Source organism: Synechococcus sp. BMK-MC-1, from assembly GCF_014279955.1.
Taxonomy (GTDB): Bacteria; Cyanobacteriota; Cyanobacteriia; order PCC-6307; family Cyanobiaceae; genus Synechococcus_C.
The window spans coordinates 280,154-294,094 of the sequence record NZ_CP047939.1 but is presented as its reverse complement, the minus strand read 5'-3'; the positions used below and the strand labels follow the sequence as shown (position 1 = coordinate 294,094).

Genomic DNA, 13,941 nt, shown 5'->3' with positions numbered 1-13,941 from the left:
AGAAGCAACGTTCCACTTTAACTAAAGAAAAGCAGCCATTAAAACATTAATCAAAAATTTTTACCATAATCTTCAATTGTTAAGACTATTTTCCAAATTTACGACTATAGGATGCGTGAATTAGAACAAAGTCAAGGATATTTATGAATTTGATTAGGGACTAGAAACCGAAAAATAGGATTAAAAATTAACATTCAAGGTCCAGCAAATACAGACAGGCAAAGGCAATCAACAAGAGCAGTTTATATTAGATAATAAAATTAATCATAAGGAAATAAAGCCTATCATGAATAGTCAGAAACAATAAAATTATCGAGCTTTTGGCGCTTACAAACATCAAAGATACCTTGATCAGAGAGATTAGAAACATCAATCCCTTGAGCCTCAACAGACCTTACAAAACCACTCCACGCGTAGAGTGCATAAGAAGAAAGATAAAGTGAATCAATCATTGATTCGTAACTTGACATGGACTGATCTTTTTTTAACTCACTATAAAAATGTGAGGGTGTATCAATGATTTCTCGAAATAGGCCATCGGCTTCAACACCTATAAAAGCTAAAGATTTATAACCAAGAATAGATGCCACAGAAAACGCACATGCAGTTACATTAAGCCCATGAAAGCCAGAGACAAAACTAAGCCTTTTAGGATTTGAGTAATAAGATGGATAATATATTGGCATTATCCAAGCGATATGAGGGTTGTCCCTGAACCTATGAAACTCGGACAAATGCTTCCACCTAGCATCGAGCACAATAACCGTCGATGGTGAAATCGCCAGTACCTCATCAATCATGTCTAGAGACCAAATACCCGAAACAATTTTAGAATCGATTATGAAGTGGAGCTTTGGCGATAGACTGCGAAAGAAAGGAGACTTATAAGCATAATTAGAAGTAATAATATCTACAGAATGCAAGTCCCCAATACATGAGCCGAGTAAGTTAAAGGAAGGACCATTTCCAGCAATAATAACTTTATTAGAAGCAGCGACATCAGTAATCAGATCCGATGAGTTATGAAGTTCATGGGCAATAGACAGAAAGAAAGGCAAGTTTAAAGCTCTACGCCATAAATTAATACAACGAGAAAAGTGCTGTTCAGATTTAATTTTTAAGGAAAGAAGTTTGCCCATGAAAATGAAGCCAAAAGGAATGCTTAAATAAGTTAAAAAAGCCAGTCTAAATTACGATTTCACCTTTGAGAAAGCCTCAAAAGCTTTGTTGCCGCTCAGAGCTAATATTGAGCTGTATGAATAGGTGGGAAGAATCTGAGCATCAAGGCTAATGAAGCGATGAATCCAATTAACTAAATAGACAGGATCCTAATACTGAATGAAAGGGATTAAAGATTCATGCAAACAATATTAGGCTGAACAACAAAATAGGCTGATCTAAAAATAGTTAAACCAAATAAACATTTGCAGCGTAGTTATTTATTGCAAGCGGTTCAACCTAAAACAAACCAAGCGTAATCGCAGGCAAATCCTTAAATTCTAAAAAGATTAATCGTCTAGGACCTGAAGATGGCTAAAACTATTGCGATAAATAAAAAATAAACCTGAATCAAGGCGCATCTACGAGGTTAATACATTGTAGATAAGCAAATCGCAGATATTCATACTTTAGCGATCAAAAAGCTCTTCGATCAAGAACATACTTAGGGTATGCTGAATAAAGCCAGATCATTTGCGCCCCAATGGATCTGAGCAATTTCTGGCGGTAAAATGTACGCAAACGGGTCCATTTGCGCCCAAAAGCCGCCCGGAGTTTTCGATGTGTATCGGCGCGAGCATCGTCATCAGCTCTCGTTCTAGGATTTCTTCCTGCCATTTGGTGGACAACTCTCAGGTGACAATCGCTGGATCAAGCTGGCTGAGCTGATCCTGTGGGACGCGCTGGAGGACGACTATGCGGCGCAATTTTGCAAGGGCTTTGAGCACCGGCAAAACCCTTTCGAATGGCACTGGGTGCATTGATCATCAAGGCTCGTCTTGGGCTCACGGATGAAGAACTGGTCGAGCAGATCAAGGAAAACCCATACTTCCAGTTCTTCATCGGCCTGGAAGCATTCCAGTATTCGTCGCCGTTCGATTCATCTATGATGGTCTATTTCCGCAAGCGCCTACCGGAAGCCGTTGTGAATGACTTCAATGAACGAATTGTGCTCCATGGCCTGAAAGTGATTCGCTCATCCGATTCCCAGGGCCTAGGCGATATCAATGGCAGTGGTGGTGGATCGACCAGTTCTGCAGGCCGGCCAAAATCATCCTCGCAGAAGCAGCCTAATCAGGGATCACTTTTGATCGATGCCACCTGCGCGCCTGTACATATCCGTCATCCAACAGATCTATCACTGCTCAATGAAGCGAGGGAGGCGACTGAGATTCTGATTGATGCGATGCATCCTCAGGTCAGAGAAAGCTTTGGCCATAAGCCGCGTACGCACCGCAAACAGGCTAGGAGGCAGATTCTTGCTGTTGAGAAGAAAAAGAGACCCCGTATCAACAAGATACGCAAGGCGATCAAGCAGCAGCTTGGCCACTTGAAGCGAAATCTCTCGAGCATCGACGCCCTGATCGCTTGTGGCGGCTGCCTTCTGGCCGCTGGACGGCACATCTACCAAAAGTTGCTGGTGGTCAGTGAGCTGGTCCGCCAGCAGGCCATTCTCGATCACTCAGAGAGCAGAAGCATCCCTGATCGCATCGTCAGTCTCGGCCAGGCCCATATCAGGCCGATTGTTCGTGGGAAAGCTCGTTGCAATGTTGAGTTTGGAGCCCTAGCCCAAAGGGCTTCCGGTTACGGTAGATTTCAATCTCTGTCACCGGCGAGGGATTCACCTTCCTCGATCGCCTGAGTTACGACCCCTATAACGAAGGAGAAGACCTCAAGGCTCAAGCAATGGCCTATCGCCGCCGTCACGGTCATTACCCGGAAGTGATCTGTGCTGACCAGATCTACCGAACCCGCGCCAATCGAGCTTTCTGTCAGCGTCATCGAATCCGTTGAAGCGGCCCGCCTCTGGGACGGCCGAAGAACGATCCTGATTTGGTGGCCGCCGAGAAGCGGCAGTTCATCGATGACCAGCGCCAAAGAAATGCCGTTGTTGCCGAAGGCTTCTGCGAAGCAGTAGGCAAGATTGGACAAGGCAAGCGGCGCTTTGGATTGGGTCTGGTCCGTGAGAAGCTCACCATCAACCAGGGTTCAATGATTTCACTGAATGTGCTGGTGATGAACCTCGAGAAGCTGCTGGAGCTTCTTTATCTCTTCTTTGCACTCTGCTGACAACTCATGGTCTCTGCTGTACGGGCTTTGAGCTCTAACAACAGAGGGCTGAGTTATCGGGTGAACGGGGCTTGAGGATCGCTCAATTGCTGCTCAGGCCAGTTCGTTCTGCTTCATCTCTCCTGTAACTCACTTTCTCAGGAAGCCCTAGTCAGAGAGAGCATCACAGCTAAAAATCATCTAGAGTCTTAAGGACCTTCGGCTAATTGGTTCACTATTACAACAACAAATCGGCTATTTTGTTAACGGAATCTAATCGATTAGATGATGTATAGCTTTTCCAATCTTCGACATCTGACCATCCAGATACAAATACGAAATCAAGGCCAGCTCTCTTGGAAGCTTCGTGGTCGTAGCGACTATCTCCTATGAAAAGCGCTGGTGAACGGATATTGCCTAGAGCCATCTCACGCGCCAAAATCGTGTCCTTGTTATCAGGACTTCCATAAATCCCCCCATCAAAGAAATGATCTAGGTTGCGCGCAGAAAAAATTTCACGAAGCTCAGCCTGATCGCCACCAGACACAATACACCAATTTGAATCTGGAGTTTTTAATCGCAACTCCTCAAGCCCCTCAGCAACACAGCAACTCATTAGACCTCCATGAACAAGTTGCGCGTAATTAAAAAGAAGTTCATCCAGACTTGGCCTATCAAACCCAGGAACAGCAGTTGAAACCCGCTTAGGAAGAATGGTCTCTAGGAAATAAGTAAATTTTCTATGACGAGAAACACCTCCATTTGCTATGTGATAGGCAACTAAGTCAGCTGCTGCGACATCACCCCAAGGAAGAGAAGTAACTCGAAAGGCTTCTGTCTTAATGTGATTGGAATTCAAAATGACACCATCACAATCAAAAACCAATGAAGAGTAGGTACCAATATATTTATTCATAGTGAAACAAGATTTACATTAAGAAGCTGTTCGGCGATCAAAAAGTCCTCCTCCCAATCAATATCATGACCGGTGAACCGATCTAGTTGATAGAGATACGGTGATTTGCCTATTCTATCTAGATCTTGAGCATACACATTGCTCGACGCAATAAAAACTGCACTATTTACTTCATGTAAGGGCACAAGTGTTTGTGTTCGTGGCCATTTCTCAATATTACGATTATAGTTTAGAGGACCCTGTTCATTCCACAAGAAACCACGAAAAGGAGTAGTCGTCATCAACGAATCGTATCCCTTTGAAAGGGAAAGAAAGTAGGATTCAATAATTTTTACACAAATAGAAGCGTTTACAAAGGGGGAAGTAACATGAGTCCAAAAGATGTGACCAGAAGGAACAAGCTCTCTAGCATGTTTGATCAGATCATCTGTACTTGTTCCATTAGCAGAAAGAAGTTCCGACCTTTTATGAATATTTAACTTCGGCTCTTTAAGGGCCTCAGCGTAGCTGATGATTTCATTATCATTAGTAGAGAGTATGATTTTGTCAATGGCCTCACAGGATATCAATTGAGAAAGCTTTATTTCAATTAATCCGTGTTCGCAAGACGCGAATGGGCGAATATTTTTTTTTGAAACACGCTCGCTGCCGGCCCGGCAAGGGAGAAAAGCTGTGATAAAATTACTCATTGATTCTAATTGGAAAATTTGGAAATCTCAGTAGAGTATATACTGCACGAACGCATCTTGTGGCGTGTGGGAGTGACCGATAAAAGCCTATCAAGGCCAGTTGAATTCCTAAAGTGATTTAAAATAGTTGCAGTTTCTGCATTTCTTGGATCACCAGAAGGATAACCATCAAATCCCGCCATCAGTATATTTGCCGCTTTCCCACTAGTAACTACGGCAAGAGCATATGCTAAAACTAATGAAGTCGGAACTATGCAATATGTGTCATAAAATTTAAACTCACCCGTTTCGATTCCAAGCCCAAAATCGAGCAAATCATTACCATCCAACTCAGCTAAGAGTTGCTTCTGCAGCATCGAAACTGGCGTAATTAACGGTTGTGGCAGGTCGCTATAGGCTTCAGCATCGGCCAAAAGGCGCACAGGATGACAAGCAATGCGCAAGTTGATCAGCGACGAATCAATGGCTGATTGGGTGTTGAGTGCCAAGACAATGGGCTGAGCTCTGCGCACATATGCCTCCAAAGCCGAGCGATGAGCCTCCACACCAGGACCTGTTCCTAAGATAAGTACATCACGTTGGGCAATCATCTCTGCAGGACTCCATGTGCCGCGCGGCTCGCCGGAATAAAACTGTCGAGCACCATTGAGAGAATCAACACTGTATTTCTTTGCACCCTGAATGGACAAATGGTCAATCACGGCCAAGATGTCTTCAACATCATAACGTGTATCACTAATCATTTCCTGGATATAGGTTGGATGAATTCCATATTTTCCAGCTAAGTAATAAAAGGGATTTGTTCCCCAGCCGTACTTAGCTTTCATCGGCTCAAATATATGAGCAACAAGATTCATCAATGGGACAAAATTGGCACTCCGATGGCGCATCATCTCTGCTTCGATGACTAGCTCCTCGGTACGGGCGTTGCCTGGGCCCCTTCCCATCCCTGTGACCGTCGCATCCAGCCAGCTCACTCCTTCTGCCTGGGCTCGCAAAGTATTTGCCAGAGCCATGCCCATATTGTCGTGCGTATGTATACCTAGTTCGCCTTGCCATCCCTCTCGAAGCCAACCAACCACGCGCGATATATCATCTGGAATCATCGATCCCATGGAATCTGCAAAATAAAGTACATCCAGTGGAAAATCGCTGGCCATAGCTGTAATTTCATTAATCTTTTTGTGGCTGCAATCAGCGATTTGCATCAGATTAAAACCAACTTCATATCCGCGCTCATTAAGCCAAGCGGCCGCTGGTAATGCCTTTGGAAATTCGTGAAAATGGCAGGCAAAGCGCACCATATTTACTGGAGAGTCAGTTGCAGACTGTGTAAACAAACGCTCTAGAACATCGGTGCAACCAATTTCAGTACAGAGGTCTCCACCATTCACCATTACAGCTACTCTTAAGCCAGATGGAATGCAAAGACCATTAAGATAATCATCCGTTGTGTAAGCGCAACCTCCCTTAAATCCTTCGTTCCTTAGAAAACGAAAACCCAACTCAACCACATCAACTTGAGCTGCTTTCATCGCTACGAGGTAAGCTTCGATTAGATCAACTGGAAAATCCCAAGAGTTGTAATAGCCTCCATCTCGGAGAGTACAGTCCAAAACAGTGAACTGATCAGATGATGTTAAATTTGAATTCATAAGAATTACCCAACAAGAAGGCTCAAAAAAGTAACTTTAATGTTATTGATTTACTTTGAATTAAAGCTTAAATGCTAGCTAGAATCTGACGGCAAACGTCTTCATTTCCCGCTCCAAGCTCTTTCACGCGTATTGATCCATTCCTGCAGATGCTATTACGTTTTTCAAGTTTATTCAAGAGAGTTTTGCACTTCAGTATACATTCATCTACAGAATCCCAAAAGACTGCTTCGTAACCATCCTCATAAAGCAATTGATGCACAGACGTTCGCTCCGCACAGAAAAGACCACCACACGCTGTTGTCTCGAACGAGCGACGCGTGACAAGATCCCTATTTCCATGAGAAAGAAACCCAAGAGTAACTGCAGCATTGCCAAGGGCCTCGGAATAGGCCTCACCACTAAGGCTAGGCCCTTTATATACACGCTTCAATTCGTTCCAGTATCGACTTTTCGACCAATGATTACCTATCAATCGTATAGGAATTCCAGCATGAATTAGCTGCTGTAAAAAAAAATCACGAAATTCACCAGGAATATTTGCGCCAACGAAAGAAACCACAGGAATGAGGTCCTGATTTTTCTCGGATTGAAAAGGAAAGTGCAGATTTTCTCCATAGCTAAAATGAACTGTCAAAACGCGGCGGGCTCCTAACGCCAATGCATCTAAAGAAGTTTCCGGCCGAAGGAAAACACATAACGAATATAAAGACAGAGCTGACCTCAAGCTGGAAAATCTTACTCCGTCACGAGCACCAGAAGGATCATCTGAGTTGTACAAGACATAAGGACAAGAAATATATTGGCGAAAATAATTAAGTATTCTAGGACCAATCAACTCGCCGCTATCAACCCAAACCAAATCAACCGATAGCGCATGAAATTCAGAGGACAGCTTTATGCATCTAAGCAACCTTTTCTGTAAGAAAAAGTAAGCCGTTCTATAATGCAGAAAAGCCTCGAAACGGGTTAATGGACCTAAAAGAAAAGCGGGATCCAAAACCACAACCTCGCATCCCAAACGCCGCAACGCATCAGCACGATGTCGTGAAGTTGAGTATGTAGAGTTGGAACCAATAAATAGAATTCTTCGAGGTAGTGGGTCCATTCAGGAAACTCTAATCCGGAATAATAGCCAATGAACTAAAGCAAATAGTAACACTGGCTGAATGAATCCACGCAATATGAAGGCCAATAGTAAAACCACTGATCCTGTATTTGATATGGTGAGCCACGCGAAAAGCTGAGTTATCGCCACTACAGAAATCTGAGGCGAAAGTACAGATCCATGCACAGTCGTGAGCGCATGAGAATCTACTAATGGAAAGATTAACACCATGGCAACAAGGAGAAGACCTAGATAAGCAAATCCATAACCAGCCATGCCGGTACCAGAGAAGTGTCCAACACGAAAACCACCTAATGCATATGGGGATCCAGACGCCAAATGGTAAAGCTTATCCCCAACGCTATAGGAATTAATTTCGAGTTTTTCAGACGCGGATACACCTACCAACGAAAGAAGAGGAGTAGGCAAAGTAGACAACAGCATCAGTCCTTGATAGGAGGCCATTTCATCACGTGCAGCGGATGAAAGTCTTGCTGCATTTTCGAGCGAATTATCAGGATACTTAGCATTTGCAAAACGAGCTAAAAAGATATTTGATATGTAAGTTTCATCCCAATCCGCTCCTGTACTACGATCTATAAAACGCTTCTCTGCTAAAGCATCCTTATTTTGAAAGGAATCTAAGGTGTAAGTCAAAAGCTCAGCAGCAGAAATATTCCTCCGTTGATCTCGCACAAGAATCATTGCCGTAGCCAAATCAGTTACAATGGGCAAGATAAGAACAAAAGCCAAGCCAATAGCCAGAACAGAAGCTAGGCGAAGTTTGATTAGACCGTAGATCCATTCCAATCCCAATCCAAGAAATAAACAAGCCAATGGAACAACAAAGGCTGACCTGGAATTTCGGCCCAAGCCCACCAAAACAATAAGCGCCATGAATACAAGAAGAATCAGCAGGCTCTTCCGGAAAGATATCGAGGAAGTGACCGGCTCTTGACTCCACAAATACTTCAAGAAAAAAGCTATGGGGATGATGGAAAAAAATTGAAAGCCTTGAATGAATTTAGTGAGTACAATGCTCGCTCCCGCAATAGCTGGCAACCATTGTCTAAAACCAAGCGAAAAAAGACCCAACAATCCCATGATAAGCACTTCATTTGTGCTCAAGGGTCTAAACACCTGCAGCTGATGAAAGATGCCCTGAGCACGTTTACGTACATAAAGGAGCCATTTGGACCGCCTATAAATGGCATGGGCCAATAGGCAGATGAGGCTACTCAATACTGAATGGCCAAACGTGGCGACAGGAACAGAGAGGTTGTAGATGATGGGATGCCCCTCAAGCGCAGTGAACAGCAATGGCCCCAACTGCAGAGTTATGCCAAAGCCGATAACAACAATTGTGGATAAGGGATAGCAATAGAAACGCTGGGAGCGAACAGCGTCAAAGAAAACCAGAAATGAACCGCTAGCTGCCAGAAAGGCAGAGATCACGTTTTCGCCAGATTGACTCAGCAGGCATTGAAACGCAAAACCTATCCATGGCAGGATGAGTAAAAATTGCCGAATTTGTGAAATTCGCCTAAAGCTAGAAGCCAAATCAGACTGGATGATGATTTGAAAGTGATCGAGTAAAATTAGAAGTTGATGGAAATCAAAAAAAAACCTTCATGAGAATTGGTTTATAACTGATTGCCATGACTCTCCATAAGCATCCCAACCACCGAGCTGTTGAACGCGAACCAAAGCAGAATCACCCATCCTTTTAAGTAATTCAGGCTGATCAGCTAATTGTTGCAAACGATCAGAGATCACATCAGGCGACCGAATCGGCACAATAAATCCCTCAACCCCATCTGTGATCAGCTCCGTTGAACCGGTATTGGTGCTAGCGATCACAGGACAACCACAAGCCATTGCTTCACCGATGACCATGGCCAAACCCTCTTCGATACTGGGAAGTACGAAAATTGAAGCCTCGCTGTAATACTGGCGAAGCTGTGTGTTAGGGACTGACCCCAAAACCTTGATATGCGTCAAATCAGTTCGAGAAAGAATCTGCTCCGCTTCTGGGGATAAACTACCAATCAGCATCAGCTGCTTATTTGGATGGCTGAGTTGTTCAAATGCAGCAATTAGGTCGATAAATCCCTTCCGAGGCCCTGCTGCACCCACAAACAAAACACGAAACTCTCCTCTATCCTTACGAGAAGAAGCTTCCGGATAGAAACGCTCTAATCGAGAACCGTAGTTGATCTTGTGCAGCTTCTCCGTTGGAACTCCCTGATCCATAAAGCTGTCGTAGCAGAACTGGCTGGGTATTGAGATCAAGTCGGCCTGCTCATACTCGGCTTCCTCCTTGGCAATGGAGCGGGGATCGATGCCACGCCAGCAGGTGCCGTAGCGATCGTATTCCTCCTTGAGCAGCTGCTCCTGCACTCGGATATGGGAAGAGCCACGATCGCAGATGTGGATACCGCCCAGCTGCTGATTCTTGCGTCCGGCATGAAGGCCAGAACCAGAAAGGGCGATCAGGATCGATGCCTCCCTCAGTTGGCTGGCAACGTAGAGATCAAGCGTTTCATGGGCCCACCAAGCCCATTCACGATTGAGCCAGGCGGAGCGGTTAAGCCCAATCCGGCCACGAGCCATATAGGTGGCTTGAAGCCAAGGGAAAGTGCGGATTTTGTGCGTGGCAATGCCTGGCTCGTCAGCCAATTTAAAGCGTGGATAGCCCGTATAGATAGCGTTTAGCAACCCACGCTTTTCAAGCTGCCGTGCAAGATGAAAATGGTGGAAGCGTCCAATCGATACCTGAGTAACATTCATTATGCTGTTAATACCTATCAGTAATGCAAAAAACTTACACTTACAGAAGTCTCAGCACAAGCGATGCAGAGAGCGTAAGCCGGCACTAATTAAGGAGAGGCATGGCAGAAGATTCACAAGAAAGAATAATGGATTTGCTAGAATGGTAATCATCAAAAAATAACACAAATGAGGCAGTAATAACTTAAGACAACAAGGCAAACATTATCTCAAATATGTATTCCTAATAAAGTATTTAAGCCATTTAAACTTAGCTTCTAGATCGTAGAAAAACTCCTTGATTATAAGACGGAATGAACTAATCTTTGGAGTTAGTGAACGGGAAGGAATCGCCAACTCTGGACCAAATATATCATGCACAAAAGTGGGCAGCTCTCCCAGATAAAATACCGCTTTGGGCCAAGAGCATGGGTTTGCTGGTCTTAAATTCCGCGTAGCAAGAGACCATCTCTTCCATTTAAGCTCGTACCAAAGGGAATGATTGAAGTCGTTAGCATGCCCCCAAGTTCTAATCTTTAAATTAATTTCTTCATCGTTCAATACCCACCCGTAATGAAAGCATGGAACATCGAGGACTGCTTCACTATCAGATCCCGAATAGTTAGTCAGACGTCGATCGATAAAACGAGCTTGGGGGGTCAATCTGAGTGCAAAGCCCGCGTTTGGTGTCTTTGTCTGACCATCGTGATTAACCAATATAATTGATGGGTGCTTCCAAAAGTTAAGCCAAGTTGATTTAACAAGATTTACTTCCTGAGGCAATTGAGATAAGACGCGAACAATAGTCTTCCATGAAGACTCTGTATAAAACTCATCAGCATCTTGAATAATAAGCCAATCAAATCCATCCTCACGTGCCTTGTTTAAGCATGCATTTCTCATGTCTTGTTCATTAGACCAAGAACCGATAACAAGTTCACACTTGGGAAAATGGACCGGGAGATTGTAAGAATAAATATTTGTAGGGTTCTCAATAACACTTTGACCGTAACCCCATGAGTGGGGAGACCAGGCAAGATAGACTTTTTCAACATAAGGGTGGCAGTTAGCCACCACATGAGGAAGAAAAGTGTTTACGTTGTAGCATAGAATATGAACAGCTATTTTCATAATGACTTCCTAATTTTGTTATGTAGACCCAAAGTCAAGATTCTAGATGTATACATTAAAAAAGAAGCTAGTAATGCAAGCGAACAATTAAGCCAAGGATAACAAAAGATTGCTGGATAATTTTACCATGTAGCCAACAAGCAAGAATGCTATTACTCAAAAAGAGGGAAACTAATACTAATTTATTAACAACTAACGAGGAGAGATGGATAGAATTTATAAACTGATTTGTTGGTATAAACAAATTTATAACAGCTCATTAAACTATTCGATGGTATTTGATTTAATCAATTTATCAAGGTCATCATACTCCTCTTTTGCTGTCTTTGAATTACTAAACACTATTTTACCACTTTCTACGGGCTTACAATGCTTCGCTATGCAAGCATGAATCACAGATGGCGGATTAAAGCCATGATCAGCAATGAGTTTTGGTAACAATAGTCTATCAATACCCCAACCACTTATACTAAAAACATCTAATGCTGCAAACTCTTTTAGCAATCTCTTGCTTAAGCCCAGCATCATTACTTCCGTAAAATCTACTTTCTCTAAGAAATAGCCTGGTTTGTTAAGCAGATGATTATACGTATAGAATGAATCTCTAGACATTGATGGTTGAAATACATCTAAGGAATGCATAGCTGCCATCGAAAAACATGTATTTAAATCACGCCATGAAACCATAACATCACCATTAAGAACTAAAAATTGATCGTAGGGCCTTTTGTGTATATCTGCTACTATACACTTCAAGCTTTCACCATAGAACTCAGTTTTAAATGCTAAATGACCAATCGTTGAATCTTTGTAAGCGAAACTCTTTGCTGCTTCATGCGTTGAATCATTGTAAGAATAAGTCAATATATCAAAATTTGGCTCGCAATAATCAAATAATAGAGTTCCAAATGCTTCTGTTGGCAGGATAAGAAGATTCTTTAACCTATTCCTAGAGCTAAGTTCATTAAAATCATGAAACCTTATACTATCCCTATAATAGCTCTGAAATCTATCAGCGATAGAATGGAAGAATTGCGATCTTCTTTGTTTGAGTGACATTTTATTCTTTTTATCAAAAGAACGAAAAACTGCAGACATGGAAATCAGAAAGTAACTTAGCGATGTCTATACTATATATTATTAGAATATGGCTTACTTGAATGATACAGTGCAGACTTATGGGGCAAATATTAAATCAAGAAATATATTTTAAAAACTTTCTTTTGAAATTAAAACTAACCCATAATTAATCATTTCACTCAAGTTGATTGACCGACAACGAAATAAAGAAAGCAAAAGGATCGATGTCTTAGATCAATAAGGCTTTTCATAAAATTAAAGAAGAAATACTGTTCAGTTCAGCGCACCGGATAACTGTTGACCTCCCAATAAACAATCATCACTCCAAAAATATTTCCACTGTCCAAATCGACCCGCCAACGAAAGCCGCTCCAAATCATTAAAAACATGAGTATTGTTCCAATTAGTGAATAGAACAGAATTTATATAATGTGTTCCTTCTTTTGGTTTACCTTGATATCCATCGTTAATTGTTTTGAAATCAGGCCGAAATACTCTTCCGCCAACCCAGTCAGTTGAAAGATTAACTGGGTCACAGGTCCAATATTTTTTTGTATAAGCATGCGGGAAAGTACGTGAAAAAGTTCTACCAAACGCTTGGTCTAACCACTCTTGGTAATCACAAGGTTCTTTAGAATGTTTATTGTGATTCTGTTGAGAAAGAAAATCCTCATAACACTTACTAGCTAATGGATGAGGTAGTGCATATAAATTTGATTGCGCAGGATGTGGTATCCAATGAGCTTGATAATAATTTCCTACATCTGTTGGATACTCTAGAATTTCAGAGGATGAGGAATCACTCAATAAATCTTTTACATAGGGATTTTTTGTGAAAGAAACGTGGGGACCTTCATCCCAAAATGCATTGTCACGTGAATATGACGTGGCATGGCCACCGAGATAAGGTTTTTTTTCAATTATTTGACAATTCTGATGGCCAAGATGATAACTACAACTTAGTCCAGCAAGACCACCTCCAAGAATCAATGTTTTCATAAATTTAAAAAGAATAATAAGAAGTTGTGAATTGCAAAAGAGGCAAAAGCAATGCCTTGGACAATAGATATGTGTTTAGCTAGAGATATTGCGATTCCATGGAAGGAACAAAACTCATAACTTCCGAAGGTCTATAAGGCAATGCGCCAACATTTAAAGAGCCGCCTTTAGAGTATTTACTTCACTCGCATAGACAGAATACTTAGATTCTTTGTGGATTGCCACTAGCGACATTGCTTACATAGGACTTGATAAGCTTTAATACAGCATTAACTACAAAATATTAAAATTAATGCGCGTAAACAAATTAAATTCGCAAGCGTATTT

10 protein-coding genes and 1 pseudogene are annotated in these 13,941 nt (G+C 42.3%); 1 reads left to right on the top strand and 10 read right to left on the bottom strand.

The features are described 5' to 3' along the window. Positions 1–284: 284 nt before the first annotated feature. A complete protein-coding gene (locus tag SynBMKMC1_RS01445) occupies positions 285–1,139 on the bottom strand; it encodes a hypothetical protein (RefSeq protein ID WP_186472469.1) in 855 nt (284 codons plus the stop codon). Positions 1,140–1,829: 690 nt separating this feature from the next. On the opposite strand from SynBMKMC1_RS01445, the pseudogene SynBMKMC1_RS01440 reads away from it, so the two are divergent. Further along, positions 1,830–3,288: pseudogene (locus SynBMKMC1_RS01440) on the top strand (IS5 family transposase). A gap of 217 nt (positions 3,289–3,505) precedes the next feature. Here SynBMKMC1_RS01440 and SynBMKMC1_RS01435 read toward each other — a convergent pair. The 9 genes from SynBMKMC1_RS01435 to SynBMKMC1_RS01395 all read right to left on the bottom strand — a co-directional run bounded on the left by SynBMKMC1_RS01435 (position 3,506) and on the right by SynBMKMC1_RS01395 (position 13,614). Continuing rightward, entirely contained in the window at positions 3,506–4,183 is a 678-nt protein-coding gene (locus SynBMKMC1_RS01435) for an HAD family hydrolase (protein ID WP_186472468.1), read from the bottom strand. After that, positions 4,180–4,872 carry a cytidylyltransferase domain-containing protein gene (locus SynBMKMC1_RS01430; protein WP_186472467.1) on the bottom strand — a complete coding sequence of 231 codons (693 nt, stop codon included), beginning with the start codon at positions 4,870–4,872 and terminating at the stop codon, positions 4,180–4,182. Before SynBMKMC1_RS01430 ends, SynBMKMC1_RS01435 begins: the two co-directional genes overlap by 4 nt. Before the next feature lie 5 nt (positions 4,873–4,877). Then, entirely contained in the window at positions 4,878–6,527 is a 1,650-nt protein-coding gene (locus SynBMKMC1_RS01425) for an aldolase catalytic domain-containing protein (RefSeq protein WP_186472466.1), read from the bottom strand. A gap of 67 nt (positions 6,528–6,594) precedes the next feature. Continuing rightward, positions 6,595–7,557 carry a glycosyltransferase gene (locus tag SynBMKMC1_RS01420; RefSeq protein ID WP_222930373.1) on the bottom strand — a complete coding sequence of 321 codons (963 nt, stop codon included), beginning with the start codon at positions 7,555–7,557 and terminating at the stop codon, positions 6,595–6,597. Between the two features lie 78 nt (positions 7,558–7,635). Next, positions 7,636–9,195: a hypothetical protein gene (locus SynBMKMC1_RS01415; RefSeq protein ID WP_186472464.1), complete on the bottom strand. Its 1,560-nt coding sequence runs from the start codon at positions 9,193–9,195 to the stop codon at positions 7,636–7,638. A 69-nt stretch (positions 9,196–9,264) separates the two neighbouring features. Next, positions 9,265–10,425, bottom strand: a complete 1,161-nt coding sequence (locus tag SynBMKMC1_RS01410; protein ID WP_186472463.1) for a glycosyltransferase family 4 protein — start codon at positions 10,423–10,425, stop codon at positions 9,265–9,267. Positions 10,426–10,629: 204 nt separating this feature from the next. Continuing rightward, the gene (locus SynBMKMC1_RS01405) at positions 10,630–11,535 is read right to left on the bottom strand and encodes a hypothetical protein (RefSeq protein WP_186472462.1); all 906 of its coding nucleotides are present in this window, start codon (positions 11,533–11,535) and stop codon (positions 10,630–10,632) included. A gap of 264 nt (positions 11,536–11,799) precedes the next feature. Further along, complete coding sequence (locus SynBMKMC1_RS01400; protein ID WP_186472461.1) at positions 11,800–12,633, bottom strand: hypothetical protein; 834 nt, start codon at positions 12,631–12,633, stop codon at positions 11,800–11,802. A gap of 255 nt (positions 12,634–12,888) precedes the next feature. Next, a complete protein-coding gene (locus SynBMKMC1_RS01395; protein ID WP_186472460.1) occupies positions 12,889–13,614 on the bottom strand; it encodes an NAD(P)-binding protein in 726 nt (241 codons plus the stop codon). Between the last annotated feature and the right edge of the window lie 327 nt (positions 13,615–13,941).

Excerpts from the sequence above, each read along its gene's own strand:
- SynBMKMC1_RS01430 (WP_186472467.1), bottom strand. The coding sequence starts at position 4,872 with ATGAGTAATTTTATCACAGCTTTTCTCCCTTGCCGGGCCGGCAGCGAG.
- SynBMKMC1_RS01445 (WP_186472469.1), bottom strand. The coding sequence starts at position 1,139 with ATGGGCAAACTTCTTTCCTTAAAAATTAAATCTGAACAGCACTTTTCT.
- SynBMKMC1_RS01395 (WP_186472460.1), bottom strand. The coding sequence starts at position 13,614 with ATGAAAACATTGATTCTTGGAGGTGGTCTTGCTGGACTAAGTTGTAGT.
- SynBMKMC1_RS01410 (WP_186472463.1), bottom strand. The coding sequence starts at position 10,425 with ATGAATGTTACTCAGGTATCGATTGGACGCTTCCACCATTTTCATCTT.
- SynBMKMC1_RS01425 (WP_186472466.1), bottom strand. The coding sequence starts at position 6,527 with ATGAATTCAAATTTAACATCATCTGATCAGTTCACTGTTTTGGACTGT.
- SynBMKMC1_RS01405 (WP_186472462.1), bottom strand. The coding sequence starts at position 11,535 with ATGAAAATAGCTGTTCATATTCTATGCTACAACGTAAACACTTTTCTT.
- SynBMKMC1_RS01400 (WP_186472461.1), bottom strand. The coding sequence starts at position 12,633 with ATGTCTGCAGTTTTTCGTTCTTTTGATAAAAAGAATAAAATGTCACTC.
- SynBMKMC1_RS01435 (WP_186472468.1), bottom strand. The coding sequence starts at position 4,183 with ATGAATAAATATATTGGTACCTACTCTTCATTGGTTTTTGATTGTGAT.